Source organism: Planktotalea sp. (genome assembly GCF_965659345.1).
Classification (GTDB): Bacteria; Pseudomonadota; Alphaproteobacteria; order Rhodobacterales; family Rhodobacteraceae; genus Planktotalea.
This window is the reverse complement of the sequence record NZ_CBFHVK010000005.1, coordinates 119,736-134,969: the sequence shown is the minus strand read 5'-3', so window position 1 is coordinate 134,969 and position 15,234 is coordinate 119,736. Positions and strand designations below refer to the sequence as shown.

Below are 15,234 nucleotides of genomic sequence, written 5' to 3'. Positions count from 1 at the left end.
CGACCATGCTGCGCTTTTTCGAACGCCTTGTTGATCCATATGTAGACTACGAAGAACAAGACACGCCGCCGCAAAAGTTGTGGCCGTTTATGATGGTCTATTCGCAGCCCTTTAAGCGTGTGTTCTGGATTACGGCGTTCATGTCGATTGTCGTTGCTGTCGTGGAGATTTGGTTGATCTCTTACATGGGCCGCGTTGTGGATATTTTGCAGGGCGACCCTGCGTTGGTCTGGCAGACCTATGGCACAGAATTTGTGATTGTCGCGCTGTTTATTTTGTTCGTGCGTCCGATTTTGCAAGGTATCGATGTCGCGCTTTTAAACAATACTATCCTGCCAAATTTCGGCACGCTTATCCGTTGGCGCGCGCATAAACATGTTTTGCGTCAATCTGTGGGTTGGTTTGAGAATGATTTCGCAGGACGCATCGCCAACCGCATTATGCAAACACCACCTGCAGCTGGCGAAGCAGTGTTTCAGGTGTTTGACGCGATCACCTTCTCGCTGGCTTATGTTGTTGGTTCTGCAATTTTGCTTGCCAACGCGGACCCGCGGTTGGCCTTGCCTTTGATCATCTGGCTTGGGCTTTACGCTTGCCTTGTTGTGTGGACGGTCAAGCGTGTCGGTCCGGCCTCGCAAGCGTCATCTGATGCGCGCTCGACTGTGACAGGGCGCGTCGTGGATGCTTATACAAACATCCATTCCGTGAAGATGTTTAGTCATGGCCCGCAAGAGCTGGAGTATGCCAAAGACTCGATAGAAAACGCGCGCACGACCTTTCAAACAGAGATGCGCATTTTCACGATTATGGACATCACTTTGGTAATGTTGAATGGCGTGCTGATTATTGGTGTTGTCGGTGGCGCTGTTTGGCTTTGGACGCTCGGTGAAGCGTCAGTTGGTGTTGTCGCGGCGACGACTGCGTTGGTGCTGCGGCTGAATGCGATGACCGCTTGGATCATGTGGGCGCTTACGTCTTTCTTCCGTCAGCTCGGTGTTGTGAAGGAGGGGATGGAAACGATTGCGCAGCCGATCACCTTAACCGATGAGAGCAATGCGAAGGCGTTGCAATTTCGCAAAGGGCAGATCAATATTGATCAATTAACCCATCATTATGGTAGACAAACAGGCGGTTTAGACTCTGTTTCTTTGCAAATTCAGCCGGGCGAAAAGATCGGTTTGATTGGCCGATCTGGCGCGGGAAAAAGTACGCTCGTTAAACTTTTGCTCCGGTTTTATGATGCCGATGGCGGGCGTATTTTAATTGACGATCAAGATATCGCCAAGGTCACACAGGATAGCTTGCGCGCGCATATCGGGATGGTGCAGCAGGACAGCTCGTTGCTGCATCGCTCTGTGCGGGACAACATTCGTTACGGGCGACCTGATGCAACTGAAGAGGATGTGATCGCCGCTGCAAAGCAAGCTGAAGCGCATGAATTTATCCTCGGCCTTGCTGATGCGGAAGGACGTGAAGGATACGATGCGCAGGTCGGTGAGCGTGGCGTGAAATTGTCTGGTGGTCAGCGCCAACGGATCACGCTTGCGCGGGTTATGTTGAAGGATGCGCCTATCTTGCTTTTAGATGAAGCAACGAGCGCTTTGGACAGTGAAGTAGAAGCAGCGATTCAAGAAACGCTTTATGGGATGATGGCGGGTAAGACCGTAATTGCGATTGCGCACCGCTTGTCCACAATTGCTCAGATGGATCGTATTTTGGTTCTGGATCAAGGCCAGATTGTCGAAGATGGCCCGCATGACGCGCTTTTGGCGAAAGGTGGGCTATATGCTGATTTCTGGGCGCGTCAGTCTGGTGGATTTTTGAATGCCGAGGACACATGAAAAATATTGAGAATTGGATCGAAGCGTTTCGTGAAGCCGACGGGCCACCACCCAAGACGCTTTGGGCATTCGTCAGCTGGTGTTTGGCAAGTTCTTGGCCGGTCTTAATCCTTGCTGCGCTTTTGTCTGCAGGGGCAGGCGCAATGGAAGCTGGCACCGCCTATATTCTTGGGCTCGTGATTGATGCTGTCGTGGGATCTGGCGCGGACAATTTTTACACGCCAGCGAACATCTTGATGGTTCTGCTTGCGGTCGGGTTCTTTGTCGTTATTCGCCCTTTGATGTTTGCGTTGTCTTCAGGTGCGAACCACATCATTGTTATGCCCAACGTTTCAACCCTTGTGCAATCACGTTTGCACCGATGGTCGCTGGGCCAATCGGTTAGCTTTTTTGATGATGATTTCGCTGGCCGCATTGCGCAGAAGCAAATGCAGACGGCGCGTGCTGTGACGGATGTTGTATCTGAATCGATCAACGTCGTTGCGTTTGCATTGGCATCTTTGCTGGGCAGCTTTGCGCTGCTTGGTGCGATTGACTGGCGGGTTGCGGGTATGTTTGTGATCTGGCTGGTTTTTTACTTTGCTCTGATTGCTTGGTTCTTGCCACGCATCCGTGCGCGCGCTGCAACGCGTGCAAATGCGCGTGCGGTCGTATCGGGCCAGTTGGTTGATACGATTACCAACATCAAAACTGTTAAGCTGTTCGCCCATGATGCGCATGAAGATGAAGTCGCCTTGGATGCGATGGGTAAGTTTCGTCAGCAATCACTGCATTACGGTTGGCTTGCAGCGACATTCCGCTTTTTCCTAATGGTGATCGCGGGCATTTTGCCGGTGCTGTTGATGGGTGCGTCGATTTACTTCTGGCAACTTGGCCAAGCGACGCCCGGCGATATTGTTGCTGCCGGGGCTGTGTCCATTCGTATCGCGCAGATGACGGGGTGGGTGTCGTTTACACTTATGGCGATCTATTCAAACGTCGGCGAGATTGAAGATGGTATGCGCACTTTAGCCAACCCCGTTCGGGTTGAGGACGCGAGTAGCGCAACAGAGTTGGACGTGACCAAAGGAGAGATCACGTTCGAGAAAGTAGATTTCCAATACGGCAATGCGTTGGGTGGTGTGACTGGCTTAAACCTGAAGATTGGTGCAAGAGAAAAGATCGGCATTGTTGGTGCGTCTGGCGCTGGTAAATCTACACTCGTTTCACTGCTTCTTAGGCTCTATGATGCGGAACAGGGTCGTATCTTGATCGATGGGCAACCGCTTGAAAGTGTCACGCAAACCTCGCTGCGTCGCGCGATTGGGATGGTCACGCAAGAGACAGCTATGTTCAATCGTTCCGCGCGTGACAACATTATGTATGGCCGTCATGGCGCGACAGAGGACGATATGATTCACGCTGCTGAGCAGGCAGAGGCGCATGAATTTATCGCTAATTTGCGCGATAACAAGCAGCGCAAAGGTTATGATGCACATCTGGGCGAACGTGGCGTGAAGCTGTCGGGTGGACAACGGCAGCGCATAGCTTTGGCGCGCGCAATCTTGAAGGATGCGCCGATCCTTGTGTTGGACGAAGCGACAAGTGCTTTGGACAGTGAGGTTGAAGCCTCGATCCAAGCGGCGCTTGAACGTGCGATGGAGGGCAAGACCGTTCTTGCCATTGCACACAGGCTTTCGACTTTGTCACAGATGGACCGCATTATCGTTCTGGACCAAGGGCAAATCGTGGAAGATGGCTCGCACGAGATGTTGCTGCAGCAAGACGGTCTATACGCGCGCTATTGGAACAGGCAATCGGGTGGATTTATCGACGTGCGTTCTGCTGCGGAATAAGGCACTAGCGCGCCTATGGATGAATTTTTGATTGAACGGTTAGGGCATCAGGGCGACGGGATCGCCGAGGGCCCTGTGTTTGTGCCGCGCTCTTTGCCGGGTGAACGCGTGAGTGGCGTTCGCAACGGTGATCGACTGAGCGACGTGAAAATTGTTGAGCCCTCTGATCAGCGCGTTGCGCCCTTGTGTCGCCACTTCAAAAGCTGTGGTGGCTGTCAGTTGCAGCACGCGGCTGAACCATTCGTCGCAGAGTACAAACAGCAGATCGTAAAAAGCGCGCTGGATGCGCATGGGATCGAAACTGAGTTTCGCCCGATTGTGACATCGCCTGTACAAAGCCGTCGGCGCGCTACCTTTGCGGTGCGCCGCACGAAAAAAGGCGCGCTTTGGGGATTTCATGCGCGCGGTTCTGATACGGTGGTTGCTGTTCCTGACTGTCAGTTGGTGCTGCCTGAGTTGCTCACTGTTGATGCGTTGATGAACGATCTCGCGCGTATTGGTGGGTCGCGCAAGGGGGAGATGGCTGTGAATGTCACGCTCTCTGAGGTGGGTCTTGATATATTTGTGACGGGTGGCAAGCCGCTGGATAACGAATTGACGCTTGGGCTGTCTGGTATCGTCGAGGCGCATAAGTTGGCGCGCTTAACGTGGGACGATGAAGTCATTGGTATGCGCAACCCGCCGTTTCAAAAGTTTGGTGTTGGCAAGGTGGCGCCTCCGCCCGGTTCATTCTTGCAAGCGACGGTGCATGGGCAGGCCGCGTTGACAGCTGCAGTCATGGAGGCTGTGAGCGGTGAGAAAGGTGTCGATCTGTTTTCAGGTTGCGGTACCTTCACTTTACCACTGGCCGCGCATTATGAAATGATCGCGCTAGAGAGCGAAAAGCCGATGATCGCAGCGCTTGATCGTGGTTGGCGTGAGGCGAAGGGTCTGAAAAAGGTCGAAGCGGTCGCGCGGGATTTGTTCCGCAGACCTTTCTTGCCTGATGAATTGGCAAAGCTGGATTTTGCAGTCCTTGATCCGCCGCGCGCAGGGGCAGAAGCGCAGGTCGCTGAATTAGCAAAAAGCGATATTGCGCAAATTGCTTATGTGTCGTGCAATCCAGTGACGTTTGCACGGGATGCCAAAGTTTTAATCACGGCGGGATATACGCTTGATTGGGTGCAGGTTGTGGATCAATTTCGCTGGTCTTCGCATGTAGAACTTGCAGCAAAACTCTCGCGCCCACATATGCAGCGCTAAGGCAGAGGAAGCGGATATGCGTCAAGCGTTAGACAAGTGGTTAGAACGACCGATCGTTAGCAATTTTATCATCGTGGTTATCATCGTGAACGCGATCGTGCTCGGGTTGGAGACGTCCAAACCGATTATGGCACAGTTTGGCACTTTGATTTTGGCGATTGATCAAGTGTGTCTTGCTATTTTTGTCTTGGAGATCGTGGCCAAGCTGATCGCAAGAGGCACGCGTTTCTTCCGCAACGGCTGGAACCTGTTTGATTTCGCCGTCGTCGCGATTGCGCTTGTGCCATCTACCGGCGGTCTGTCGGTCCTGCGGGCACTTCGTATTCTTCGTGTTTTGCGTGTCGTATCTGTCGCGCCAAGCCTACGCCGTGTTGTGGAGGGGTTTGTTACAGCGCTTCCTGGAATGGGCAGTGTTTTCCTGCTGATGTCGATCATCTTCTATATTGGTGCTGTGATTGCGACAAAACTATTCGGCGCTGATTTTCCGCAGTGGTTCGGATCACTTGGTCAATCAGGCTATACGCTGTTTCAAGTGATGACACTTGAGAGCTGGTCCATGGGCATCGTGCGTCCAGTGATGGAACTATATCCTTATGCTTGGGCGTTCTTCCTGCCGTTTATTCTGGTGACGACGTTTGCCGTGGTTAACCTGTTGGTGGGCTTGATTGTGAATTCCATGCAGGACGCGCATCAGGAAGAGGACGTGCAGCGAACCGATGCCTACCGCGATGACGTTCTGGCGCGGCTTCAAGCGATAGAAAAGTTGCTCAAAGAGACAGCAGAGTCACAACAGCGTCAAAGTAAATGATTTCCTTTTGAACAACGGCCAAAACCGTTTAAGAAAAGTGCAACTTATAAGCGTATAATTTTGAGGCAGTACTTTTCATGAAACGACGGATTGTTCTTTTTTCAGCAGCATCCGCATTGTTGCTTACTGCGTGTGGTAGCAAATTTAAGCGGTATAATGGCCCTGAGGTCACGCGCGTCATCGTTTTCAAAGGTGAGCGTAAGATGCATCTGATGCACAAAGGCAAAGCACTGCGCAGCTATGATTTTGATCTTGGTTTTGCGCCATATCAGCATAAGCGAGAAGAGGGTGATGGCCGCACACCTGAGGGCAATTACATTATTGACCGCCGAAACCCGAATTCAAAGTTCCACTTGTCGATCGGGATTGATTATCCAAATGCGCAAGACATAGCAAAAGCGCGTGCCGCGGGCGTCAGCCCGGGTGGTGATATCTTTATCCACGGGCAGCCAAACGCGTTCGTTCCAAAGGGTCCCGATTGGACTGCTGGATGTATCGCCGTGACTAACAAGGAAATGGAACAGATCTACGCCATGGTTAAAAATGGCACGCCAATCACAATCTATCCCTGATTAATTCGCTGCGAGCTGCAGGGGCGGTGCACTTGATGGTGCGCCTGTAACCAGTGTCCACCAAATCTTGCCGTTGGATTCTTGGAAATATGCAAAGCCCATCTGAGTAGCAGTTTTATCAAGAACCACGTTGCGCGTGCTTGGGTCTTCCATCCATGCGCCTAGAGTTTCGAGTTCTGTCTCATATGTCTCAGAGATGTTTTCGCCTTTCAGCTCACCAAAATATCCAACGCGGCGTACGCGATCGATTGGGGAGGACCCGTCGGAGCCAAAGTGCCAAGGGCGGTTCTGAATGGACATATCACGCGAATGCGTTGCTGCAGCTGCGTTGAGTTTGGCATCAAGCTGTAGCGGCGCTGCGCCAGACGCTTGGCGAAGTGAGTTGACGGCATCAAGCATACGGAATTGTATCTTCGGTAGCTCGTTTGAGCCAATGCGGTAGACTTTTGGAAGTGGTTTGCCATCTGGCGCTAGGGTGGTTTGTGAGCCGCCACATGCTGACAAAACCAGCAGTGCTGATATTAATAGAAATCCGATGCGCGTCATTTTAACTTACCCTAGCCTGCTTTTTTTCTAGCACTATCCCCCAATGCGTTGCGATTCAAACCCACAATCGGTTGAGAATTGCACAAATGCGTGCGTTTGAATTGCGAGTGAGGCTTTCGCGCACTAATGTGCGCTGTAAAAACCAGTGTCTGAATTGGAGAGCGGTATGAGTGGACAATCAAATAAGGCGTTAAGCCGTCGTAGCTTTATCGGGGCAGCCGGTGCATCGGTTCTTGCAGCTCCGGCGATCGCCCAGCAAGCTTTGGCGACGCAACCAGGATTGCCAAGCAATGGAACCGTAGAACTTGAGCGCGATATCAGCGAAGCGGTGCGCCGCAACATTTCGTCGTTCCGCACGCTGGATTGGCAGCCTTATTTTAACAATTTGAATCACGGTGCGATCTTGGTCGATATTTCAAGTCGGGCTTTGCATTATTGGTCCGAAGGGGGCGATACGTATAAACTGTATCCATCTTCCGTACCATTAACGCCTGATTTGACGAAGAAAGGCCGCACGAAAGTGGTGCGTAAGGTTGAAGGTCCGACTTGGCGACCCACACCATCCATGAAGAAGCGTAATCCTGAATGGCCTGATGTTGTTGAGCCAGGCCCAGATAATCCACTTGGTACGCATGCGCTGTATCTGAGCTGGACCTATTATCGCATTCACGGGACGCACGACACGCGAAAAATTGGCCGTCGGTCATCAAATGGGTGTATTGGCCTTTATAATGAGCACATTGCGCAGCTGTTTGGGATGGCCAAAGTGGGCACACAAGTGTTGCTTATTTGACGACATCATGTCGATCTCGGGCTGAATGGTTAAAAGATGGGTTTGCATTCCGTTAAAATAGCTGTTTAGAACGGGATACGAGGTTTAAGTCTTGGGTGCTTATGGTCCTATGTCTGGGCTGTAGGCGAATTCTAGAGGATACTACAATGAAAAAAATCGCACTTGCTGCTGCACTTTCCGTCGCTGCTTCCACAGCTTTCGCTGGCAACATGTCAGCTCCAATCATGGAAGCTCCAATCATCGTTGAAGAAGCAAAGGCAGCTTCTTCTTCTTCCAACATCATCGTTCCACTGTTGATCTTGGCTGTATTGGCTGCGGCTCTTTCCTAAGCTTTTCGCTAGGAAGACACAGTTTAGGAAGGGCGGTACCGTTTGGTGCCGCTCTTTCTTTTTGTCTAAACGGTTTTTAATTGAGCGCGCAAACGCGCACAGGTTTAGCATATCTTAAAAGATATGCAGTATTGCCTCCGGCGGGAGTTTATCTGGAAACGTGAAGCTTTTAGTCGAGCCAACCTTTGAGGTTTTCTTCGATCACGGCTGAGAGCGCAGTGATGTGAGCTGGATCATCATTGAGGCATGGGATGTAGGTGAAGTGTTCACCACCACCTTCTTCGAAGCTCTCTTTGATTTCTTCGTTAATCTCTTCCAGCGTTTCAATACAATCTGCCGAGAACGCGGGTGCAATGACGGCAATGTTCTTTTTGCCATCCTCTTCCGCGAGGCGCGCCACTTCTTTCACTGTGTAGGGCTGAAGCCATTCTTCGGGGCCAAACTTAGATTGAAACGTCGTCGCGATTTCTGTGTCGGCCCAGCCAAGGCGTTCTTTTAGAAGTCGCGTCGTTTTTTGGCATTGGCAGTGGTAGGGGTCACCCTCCATCAAATAGCGCTTTGGAACGCCGTGATAAGAGCACACCAAGATGTCTGGTTTCTGCTCTGCCGCTGCGTAGGCGCGCTCAACAGACTGTGCGAGTGCTTCGATGTAGAGCGGATGTTCGAAGTAGGGTTCAATCGTGCGTGTTGTGGGTTGCCATTTTTCTTCCATCAAAGCGCGAAAGAATTGATCGTTCGCTGTGGCGGATGTGGCACCTGCATAGTGTGGGTAAAGCGGGACAAACAAGATTTTGGTGCAGCCTGCTTCGACCATCTCGCGCACCTTGCTTTTGGTCGAAGGGTTGCCGTAGCGCATGCAGTAATCAACCATAACGTCATCGCCGTAGCGCGCCTTCATGGTTTCGCGGATAGCGGCGTTTTGTTGTTTGGTAATTGTGAGGAGCGGGCTTTCGTTTGCTTCCTCATTCCAGATTGTGCGGTATGCAGCACCGGAGGTGAATGGACGCTTGGTCAGGATGATGAGCTGCAAAAGCGGCTGCCAAAGCCAAGGAGAATAATCAATGACGCGACGGTCGGAAAGAAACTCGCCCAGATAGCGGCGCATGGACCAGTAGTCCGTATCGTCGGGTGTCCCAAGGTTTGACAAAAGGACGCCGACCTTTGGTTTAGGCAGCTTAGGGTGATCATCTGGGGCATGCATTGGGCAGGTCATAGGAATTGTGTCGTCACGCATGGGGTCACTCCGAAGTGTCTTGTTGATACGCCAGATAAGCGAAATATGCGTGCGGTCAATCGCGCAGCGGCTTTTCTGTTGTTTTCAGGGCATCCGCGAGGCGAGTTGTCGCAGATCCTGGGCGCAAAGGTTTGGGCTGGTCTGCGGATGGAGCCCAGCCGGATAGGAATAGAAATTCGAACGTCGCGATGATTTTGCCATTCTCAGAAAACGTCTGATCGTATAGCTCTGCGCATCGCTCAAAGACGGAGCGTCGCGTTGGGCGGCGCAGACGTGCGTAAAGCGCGTTTGTTTCGCCAAATTTACGCAAGTCCCGCATCAAATGGTAAACGCTTTGATAGCTGGTTTTGATTGTGATGCTGTCAGCCACCGGCAGAGCAAGCCCTGCGCGTTGTAAGAGCGCACCAAGATCGCGAATTTCGCCCATAGGTGCAATGCGCGGAGAAAGACCACCTGTAACTTCGCTCTCGGCCTGAGCGAGACAGGAACGGAGTTCATGAAGGGTTTGGCCGCCAAGACAGGCTGCTTGAAAATGGCCATCGGGTCGCAGGGCGCGAGCGCTTTGAATGATCTGGCCGACAGGATCGTTTGCCCAATGCAGCGCCATAAAGTGGATCGCAAGATCATGCGCGGCTGGGGTGACGTGAAGGGTTTCTGCGTCCTCAATCAGTTGCGCGCCAACAAGGAACTTATCGGCAGGGCCGATAATTATCGGATCTTTAAACTCCCTGTTAACCAGACTCAGGCGATCAAGCAGTTCATCGCTCGCAATCTCGTGCAAAAAGCGATCGCTCGCGCGGGAGCGGTTGCGAAGCAGGGCGGTGCGATCAGTGAGGAGTGGAGTGTTTTGCATATGTCACGTCTTATTGCGCGAGGGCCGATCTTACAAACCTTTGTGCATGCGGTTTTTCCGCCCGAATGTCTTTCGTGTCGGATGCGTGTGGCAAGTGATGACGGGCTGTGTGGCCCATGTTGGCGCGATACTGCGTTTATAACGGGTGACGTTTGTGATGCTTGCGGGGTGCCAATGCATGGCGATGTGCAAAGAGGTGATCGATGTGACGACTGTCTGAGCATTGCGCGACCCTGGTCTCAGGGGCGGGCCGCACTGTTGTATAAGGATCGTGGGCGCGCCTTGGTATTGGCGCTAAAGCATAGTGACCGCCATGATATTGTGCGTCCTGTAGGTCTGTGGCTTGCGCGGGCTGTGAAGGACATCTTGCGCGATGATATGTTGGTTGCGCCTGTTCCACTGCATTGGACACGCATGGTGCGCCGTCGCTACAATCAATCGAGTTTAATTGGCCAAGCTATGGCGCGCGAGGTTGGTGCTTCGTTTAGTGCTGATCTTTTGATGCGTACGCGTGCGACAGTGTCCTTGGATGGAAAGTCTCGTGAAGAGCGGTTCGCCGAATTGCAGGGCGCCATTGTTGTGAACCCAAAACGCGCAGGGGAGATGAGGGGGCGTTCAATCTTGCTGGTTGATGACGTGATGACATCGGGCGCAACGCTCGCCGCCTGTGCAGAAGCGTGTCTTAAATCACAGGCGAGCGAGGTTTGTGTTGTAACCCTAGCGCGCGTGGCAAAGGATGACTAACTTACGAGCAAGCTGAAAAGGAATATGCTCGTGAAACAAGTTGAGATCTACACATCGCCGCTTTGTGGTTTTTGCCATGCCGCGAAACGTTTGCTGACGTCAAAAGGCGTTACGTTTTCCGAAGTCGACATTGCTGTGGAGCCTGAGCGCCGTGCAGAGATGATGCAGCGCGCGAATGGTGGACGTACTGTGCCGCAGATTTTCATTGGTGACGAGCACGTTGGTGGTTGCGATGAGCTTTATGCGTTGGAACGCGCTGGCAAGCTGGATGGCGTGCTCGCAGCCTGATGCTGGTTGCACTGATTCAAACAACCTCAAGCGACGATCCGCGCGAGAACCTTGCGCGGATTTCAGCGCGTATTCGTGAAGCGGCGAGCAATGGGGCGGAGTTTGTTCTGACCCCTGAAGTGAGCAACTGCATCTCAATGAGCCGTTCGCACCAAGAGCAAGTGTTGCAGCTTGAAGCGGAAGATTTGTCCCTAGCTGGCTATCGCAAGCTTGCGGGTGAGTTGGGGATTTGGCTGCTGATTGGCTCTCTCGCGCTCAAGACCGGTGATGCGGATGGTCGCTTTGCCAATCGTTCTTTTCTGATCGGTCCAAATGGAGCGGTCACTGCACGCTACGACAAAATTCACATGTTTGACGTTGATGTGAGCAAAGACGAAACTTACCGCGAATCTGATGGGTATCGCCCGGGCACGCAGGCGGTTGTCGCATCGACGCCGTTTGGCGATTTGGGTCTGAGTATTTGTTATGATTTGCGCTTTGCTTATTTTTATCGCGCGTTGGCGCAGGCGGGCGCGGAAATTTTGACGGTGCCCGCGGCGTTCTCCCCAGTCACGGGCAAGGCGCATTGGGAATCGCTTTTGCGTGCGCGTGCGATTGAAACTGGGTGCTATGTCCTGGCTCCTGCGCAAACGGGTCAGCATAGTGCGGGGCATGGCAAAGCGCGCCAAACTTATGGGCATTCGCTTGTGATTTCGCCTTGGGGCGAGGTTCTGGCAGATGGTGGAACCGAAGAACGTACTGTCTTGGTTGAAATTGACCGCGCAGAAGTGGCACAAGCAAGACGGAAGATCGCGGCGCTGTGTCATGATCGAAGTTTTGAAGGACCCTGATGTCCGAAGATGCGAATGCTTTAGCAGTGACGTTGTTCAGTGAAATCCTGACCTCTGATCAACTGCTGCGTAACAAGTTGGGTCGCGTTTTGCCCAAAGGGATGGAGCTGTCGCATTTTTCCGTTCTGAATCATTTGGCTGGCAAGTCGAGTGAACGTACCCCTGCTCAATTGGCGAAAAGCTTTCATTTAACGCGCGGGGCGATGACTAACACTTTGGGCAAATTAGAGCGCGCCGGATATATTCATATTCGCCCAGATTGGGATGACGCGCGACGCAAACAAGTTGCGATTAGCCCGTCGGGACGCGCGGCACGCGATGCCGCGTTGCTTGAGATGGATCCGGTTATTTCAGAGATCGTCGAAGCGCTGGGCAGTGAAAAGCTGCGCGCAGCTTTGCCGTTTTTGCGTGATTTGCGACTGATGCTCGAGAAAGCGTGATCCACGCCGGAAGAGTTTTGTGCCTCCGGCGGGGATATTTAAGGAGAGAGGAAGCGCTAGCTTGGTTTTACACTGGCCGTTACGTAGTTCACGCTCAGATCTCGATCAGACAGGCTCCAGCTCCAAAGGATTGGATTGAACACAAAGCCCTTGCGATCAACTGGGTTCACACCTGATTGAGATAATAGATCGCAAAGCTCATCTGGCGTGATGAACTTGTTCCATTCGTGCGTCCCCTTGGGTAGCCAGCGCATGATGACTTCGGCTCCAATGATCGCCATCGCATAGCTTTTTGGATTGCGATTGATGGTAGAGCAAACGTGCAAACCACCGGGTTTCAAAAGTTGCTGACATGCTGTGAGATACGCAAGCGGGTCGGCCACGTGTTCGACCACTTCCATATTGATCACAACATCAAACTGCTCACCTGCTTCGGCAAGGGCTTCGGCGGTGGTGCAGCGATAATCAATAGTCAGGCCGGATTGTTCTGCGTGGACTTGTGCAACCGGTATATTGCGTTCTGCTGCGTCGGCACCAACAACAGTTGCACCAAGACGCGCCATTGGTTCGGACAAAAGACCACCGCCGCATCCAATATCCAAGATGCGCAGACCTTTAAATGGCTCTGGGGTGCTCAGATCGCGATCAAACTCACCTGCGATCTGGCTGGTGATATAGTCGAGGCGGCAAGGGTTAAGCATGTGCAAAGGTTTGAATTTACCTTTTGGATCCCACCATTCGGCGGCCATAGCTTCGAACTTTGCGACTTCTGAGGGGTCCACTGTGGTTTGGGCGGCTTGCATTCCTGTCTCCATATGCTCATCTGGGCTTAACGGGCCTTCAGAGGGTTATATAGGATGGATCTCGATAAAATCTCAGGCCAAAAGAGCGCGGTGCAATATTTGTACCCGCCGATTGACCCGTTCGATCAACGTATGATGGAGATGCCAGGGGGGCATAACATTTATGTTGAGCAATGTGGCAACCCCGATGGCATTCCTGTAATTGTCCTGCATGGTGGCCCTGGTGGTGGCTGTAGCCCTGCGATGCGGCGTTACTTTGATCCTTCGGTGTACCGTGTTGTGCTGTTTGACCAGCGAGGATGTGGCCGTTCTCGTCCGCATGCGTCTGTTGAGAACAACACGACATGGGACCTGGTCGCTGACATTGAGCGCATTCGTGATGCTTTGGACATCAAACAGTTTATCGTCTTTGGTGGAAGCTGGGGTGCGACATTGGCGCTAATCTATGCAGAAACCCACCCAGACAGTGTGACCCATTTGGTTTTACGCGGTGTCTTCCTAGCGATGCAGCGAGAGCTGGATTGGTTTTATGGCGGCGGCGCTGGGCAATTTTGGCCAGAAACATGGGCGAATTTTGTGAAACTTGTGCCTGAGGACGAGCGCGACGATTTCATCGGTGCGTATCATAGGCGTTTGTTCAGCGGTGACTATCAGCTAGAGACGCGTTTTGCCAAAGCATGGTCGAGCTGGGAAAATGCATTGGCGTCGGTCTATTCGAATGGGCGCAGCGGAGACGCACCAGGAGAGTATGCACGTGCGTTTGCGCGATTGGAAAACCATTATTTCGTGCATGGGGCTTTCTTGGAAAGCGACGGTTGGATTTTGGACAACGTTGATCGCATCAGCCATATCCCAAGTGTGATTGTGCAGGGGCGCTATGATATGATTTGCCCCCCAAAGTCTGCTTATGATCTTGCTCAGAACTGGCCGAACGCAGACATACGCATGGTGCGTAATGCGGGGCATGCCTTGAGCGAGCCGGGCATAAGTGCGGAGCTTGTGAGGGCGATGGATCAGATAGCAGAAAGTTTTGCGTAAAAAAGACCGCCCGGTGAGAGGGCGGCCTTAACTGAGAACTCGTTACAACAAGGAAGGATTGCACGTAAAAAGTGTGTTCCCTTAGGTTTTTAATCTTTAAGCGGTGTGCGCCGCAATAGAAGATGATGTTATCTTCGAAGAGTGTTGCTTTGTTATTGTGACATGTGGCCTTGCGGACTCAGTTAGTCTTGTCTATATGCGTCTCAACAGCGGCGCGGCTGGGTCCAAACCAAACGCTCCACCGAGAACGATCAACGGGCCGCGCGCCCGTTTTTTTTGTGCCTGAGTGCAGGCAGGATAAGTTATGAACAACGATTTGATTGCCAAAGCTGCTATCGACCAACGCCTTGCTGGGATCATCATGCCTGTGATTGAAGATCTTGGGTTTGAATTGGTGCGCGTGCGCTTGATGTCGGGCAAAACGACGACTTTGCAGATTATGGCGGAACGCCCTGAAGGTGGCATTGAAGTTGATCAATGTGCAGCGATTAGCACTGCGGTCAGCGCGACTTTGGATGTCGAAGATCCGATTGTGGACGAGTACACGCTTGAGGTGTCGAGCCCTGGTATCGACCGTCCTTTAACACGTCTTAAGGATTTCGCGACGTTTGAAGGGTATGAAGCTAAAATTGAAACGACTGAGCTGATTGATGGCCGCCGTCGTTTCAAAGGCCAGCTTGCAGGTGTTGAGGGCAATGATGTGCTGATCAACATCGAAGAGGGGACTGTCGGTTTGAACTTTGATTGGCTGAGCGATGCCAAATTGGTTCTCACGGATGAGTTGATCACAGAGATGCTACGCCAGCGCAAAGCCGCAGGCGATATTAACGAAGATGAGTTTGACGAAATTGAAACGGATGAAACGCCGTTGTCGGAGGAGAAATAACCATGGCTATCACCTCAGCGAACCAGCTTGAGCTGTTGCAAACCGCAGAAGCGGTTGCGCGCGAAAAGATGATTGATCCGGGTCTTGTGATTGAGGCCATGGAAGAAAGCCTCGCACGGGCTGCGAAGTCGCGTTACGGCGCTGAGATGGAC

General features: G+C 52.3%; 18 protein-coding genes. 14 read left to right on the top strand and 4 right to left on the bottom strand.

The window, feature by feature from the left end:
- Positions 1–5 precede the first annotated feature (5 nt).
- The 5 genes from ACTG3Z_RS05370 to ACTG3Z_RS05350 all read left to right on the top strand — a co-directional run bounded on the left by ACTG3Z_RS05370 (position 6) and on the right by ACTG3Z_RS05350 (position 6,298).
- Positions 6–1,841: an ABC transporter ATP-binding protein gene (locus tag ACTG3Z_RS05370; RefSeq protein ID WP_439141718.1), complete on the top strand. Its 1,836-nt coding sequence runs from the start codon at positions 6–8 to the stop codon at positions 1,839–1,841.
- The gene (locus ACTG3Z_RS05365; protein ID WP_439141717.1) at positions 1,838–3,676 is read left to right on the top strand and encodes an ABC transporter ATP-binding protein; all 1,839 of its coding nucleotides are present in this window, start codon (positions 1,838–1,840) and stop codon (positions 3,674–3,676) included. The genes ACTG3Z_RS05370 and ACTG3Z_RS05365 overlap by 4 nt, the downstream gene beginning before the upstream one ends.
- A 15-nt stretch (positions 3,677–3,691) precedes the next feature.
- Positions 3,692–4,918 carry a class I SAM-dependent RNA methyltransferase gene (locus tag ACTG3Z_RS05360; protein WP_439141715.1) on the top strand — a complete coding sequence of 409 codons (1,227 nt, stop codon included), beginning with the start codon at positions 3,692–3,694 and terminating at the stop codon, positions 4,916–4,918.
- A 16-nt stretch (positions 4,919–4,934) separates the two neighbouring features.
- Positions 4,935–5,726: an ion transporter gene (locus ACTG3Z_RS05355; RefSeq protein WP_439141713.1), complete on the top strand. Its 792-nt coding sequence runs from the start codon at positions 4,935–4,937 to the stop codon at positions 5,724–5,726.
- Positions 5,727–5,803: 77 nt separating this feature from the next.
- On the top strand, positions 5,804–6,298 hold the full coding sequence (locus ACTG3Z_RS05350) for a L,D-transpeptidase family protein (RefSeq protein WP_439141712.1): 495 nt from the start codon (positions 5,804–5,806) through the stop codon (positions 6,296–6,298).
- On the opposite strand, the gene ACTG3Z_RS05345 is transcribed toward ACTG3Z_RS05350, so the two are convergent.
- Entirely contained in the window at positions 6,299–6,844 is a 546-nt protein-coding gene (locus ACTG3Z_RS05345; protein ID WP_439141710.1) for a CAP domain-containing protein, read from the bottom strand.
- A gap of 166 nt (positions 6,845–7,010) precedes the next feature.
- Between ACTG3Z_RS05345 and ACTG3Z_RS05340 the strand changes: the two genes are divergently transcribed.
- Complete coding sequence (locus tag ACTG3Z_RS05340) at positions 7,011–7,637, top strand: L,D-transpeptidase (protein ID WP_439141709.1); 627 nt, start codon at positions 7,011–7,013, stop codon at positions 7,635–7,637.
- Between the two features lie 146 nt (positions 7,638–7,783).
- Positions 7,784–7,966 carry a hypothetical protein gene (locus ACTG3Z_RS05335; protein ID WP_072629479.1) on the top strand — a complete coding sequence of 61 codons (183 nt, stop codon included), beginning with the start codon at positions 7,784–7,786 and terminating at the stop codon, positions 7,964–7,966.
- Between the two features lie 169 nt (positions 7,967–8,135).
- Here the strand turns inward: ACTG3Z_RS05335 and hemH are convergent, their stop codons facing one another.
- Together hemH and ACTG3Z_RS05325 are read right to left on the bottom strand one after the other, a co-directional pair.
- Entirely contained in the window at positions 8,136–9,200 is a 1,065-nt protein-coding gene (gene hemH / locus ACTG3Z_RS05330; RefSeq protein ID WP_439141707.1) for a ferrochelatase, read from the bottom strand.
- A gap of 55 nt (positions 9,201–9,255) precedes the next feature.
- Positions 9,256–10,053: an SAM-dependent methyltransferase gene (locus ACTG3Z_RS05325; protein WP_439141706.1), complete on the bottom strand. Its 798-nt coding sequence runs from the start codon at positions 10,051–10,053 to the stop codon at positions 9,256–9,258.
- Here ACTG3Z_RS05325 and ACTG3Z_RS05320 point away from each other — a divergent pair, their 5' ends adjacent.
- From ACTG3Z_RS05320 to ACTG3Z_RS05305, 4 genes are read left to right on the top strand one after another with little or no spacing between them, the layout of a single operon-like run.
- On the top strand, positions 10,054–10,797 hold the full coding sequence (locus tag ACTG3Z_RS05320; RefSeq protein WP_439141704.1) for a ComF family protein: 744 nt from the start codon (positions 10,054–10,056) through the stop codon (positions 10,795–10,797).
- A 30-nt stretch (positions 10,798–10,827) separates the two neighbouring features.
- Positions 10,828–11,085 carry a glutaredoxin 3 gene (gene grxC, locus ACTG3Z_RS05315; protein ID WP_439141703.1) on the top strand — a complete coding sequence of 86 codons (258 nt, stop codon included), beginning with the start codon at positions 10,828–10,830 and terminating at the stop codon, positions 11,083–11,085.
- Positions 11,085–11,915 carry a carbon-nitrogen hydrolase family protein gene (locus ACTG3Z_RS05310; RefSeq protein WP_439141702.1) on the top strand — a complete coding sequence of 277 codons (831 nt, stop codon included), beginning with the start codon at positions 11,085–11,087 and terminating at the stop codon, positions 11,913–11,915. The genes grxC and ACTG3Z_RS05310 overlap by 1 nt, the downstream gene beginning before the upstream one ends.
- Positions 11,915–12,355: a MarR family winged helix-turn-helix transcriptional regulator gene (locus ACTG3Z_RS05305; RefSeq protein ID WP_375266564.1), complete on the top strand. Its 441-nt coding sequence runs from the start codon at positions 11,915–11,917 to the stop codon at positions 12,353–12,355. Before ACTG3Z_RS05310 ends, ACTG3Z_RS05305 begins: the two co-directional genes overlap by 1 nt.
- Positions 12,356–12,411: 56 nt before the next feature.
- On the opposite strand, the gene ubiG is transcribed toward ACTG3Z_RS05305, so the two are convergent.
- Entirely contained in the window at positions 12,412–13,158 is a 747-nt protein-coding gene (gene ubiG / locus ACTG3Z_RS05300; RefSeq protein WP_439141700.1) for a bifunctional 2-polyprenyl-6-hydroxyphenol methylase/3-demethylubiquinol 3-O-methyltransferase UbiG, read from the bottom strand.
- A 54-nt stretch (positions 13,159–13,212) separates the two neighbouring features.
- Here ubiG and pip point away from each other — a divergent pair, with 54 nt between their 5' ends.
- From pip to ACTG3Z_RS05285, 3 genes are all read left to right on the top strand, one after another.
- A complete protein-coding gene (pip, locus tag ACTG3Z_RS05295) occupies positions 13,213–14,196 on the top strand; it encodes a prolyl aminopeptidase (RefSeq protein WP_439141698.1) in 984 nt (327 codons plus the stop codon).
- Between the two features lie 304 nt (positions 14,197–14,500).
- Positions 14,501–15,082 (top strand): ribosome maturation factor RimP, encoded by a 582-nt coding sequence (rimP, locus tag ACTG3Z_RS05290; protein ID WP_439141697.1) that lies wholly within the window; start codon positions 14,501–14,503, stop codon positions 15,080–15,082.
- A gap of 2 nt (positions 15,083–15,084) precedes the next feature.
- On the top strand, positions 15,085–15,234 hold a 150-nt coding region (locus tag ACTG3Z_RS05285), incomplete at its 3' end, for a NusA N-terminal domain-containing protein (RefSeq protein WP_439141830.1).

Excerpts from the sequence above, each read along its gene's own strand:
- ACTG3Z_RS05355 (WP_439141713.1), top strand. The coding sequence starts at position 4,935 with ATGCGTCAAGCGTTAGACAAGTGGTTAGAACGACCGATCGTTAGCAAT.
- pip (WP_439141698.1), top strand. The coding sequence starts at position 13,213 with ATGGATCTCGATAAAATCTCAGGCCAAAAGAGCGCGGTGCAATATTTG.
- ACTG3Z_RS05365 (WP_439141717.1), top strand. The coding sequence starts at position 1,838 with ATGAAAAATATTGAGAATTGGATCGAAGCGTTTCGTGAAGCCGACGGG.
- ACTG3Z_RS05310 (WP_439141702.1), top strand. The coding sequence starts at position 11,085 with ATGCTGGTTGCACTGATTCAAACAACCTCAAGCGACGATCCGCGCGAG.
- ACTG3Z_RS05320 (WP_439141704.1), top strand. The coding sequence starts at position 10,054 with ATGTCACGTCTTATTGCGCGAGGGCCGATCTTACAAACCTTTGTGCAT.
- rimP (WP_439141697.1), top strand. The coding sequence starts at position 14,501 with ATGAACAACGATTTGATTGCCAAAGCTGCTATCGACCAACGCCTTGCT.
- ACTG3Z_RS05350 (WP_439141712.1), top strand. The coding sequence starts at position 5,804 with ATGAAACGACGGATTGTTCTTTTTTCAGCAGCATCCGCATTGTTGCTT.
- ACTG3Z_RS05360 (WP_439141715.1), top strand. The coding sequence starts at position 3,692 with ATGGATGAATTTTTGATTGAACGGTTAGGGCATCAGGGCGACGGGATC.
- hemH (WP_439141707.1), bottom strand. The coding sequence starts at position 9,200 with ATGCGTGACGACACAATTCCTATGACCTGCCCAATGCATGCCCCAGAT.
- ubiG (WP_439141700.1), bottom strand. The coding sequence starts at position 13,158 with ATGCAAGCCGCCCAAACCACAGTGGACCCCTCAGAAGTCGCAAAGTTC.
- ACTG3Z_RS05335 (WP_072629479.1), top strand. The coding sequence starts at position 7,784 with ATGAAAAAAATCGCACTTGCTGCTGCACTTTCCGTCGCTGCTTCCACA.
- ACTG3Z_RS05305 (WP_375266564.1), top strand. The coding sequence starts at position 11,915 with ATGTCCGAAGATGCGAATGCTTTAGCAGTGACGTTGTTCAGTGAAATC.
- ACTG3Z_RS05325 (WP_439141706.1), bottom strand. The coding sequence starts at position 10,053 with ATGCAAAACACTCCACTCCTCACTGATCGCACCGCCCTGCTTCGCAAC.
- ACTG3Z_RS05345 (WP_439141710.1), bottom strand. The coding sequence starts at position 6,844 with ATGACGCGCATCGGATTTCTATTAATATCAGCACTGCTGGTTTTGTCA.
- ACTG3Z_RS05340 (WP_439141709.1), top strand. The coding sequence starts at position 7,011 with ATGAGTGGACAATCAAATAAGGCGTTAAGCCGTCGTAGCTTTATCGGG.
- ACTG3Z_RS05370 (WP_439141718.1), top strand. The coding sequence starts at position 6 with ATGCTGCGCTTTTTCGAACGCCTTGTTGATCCATATGTAGACTACGAA.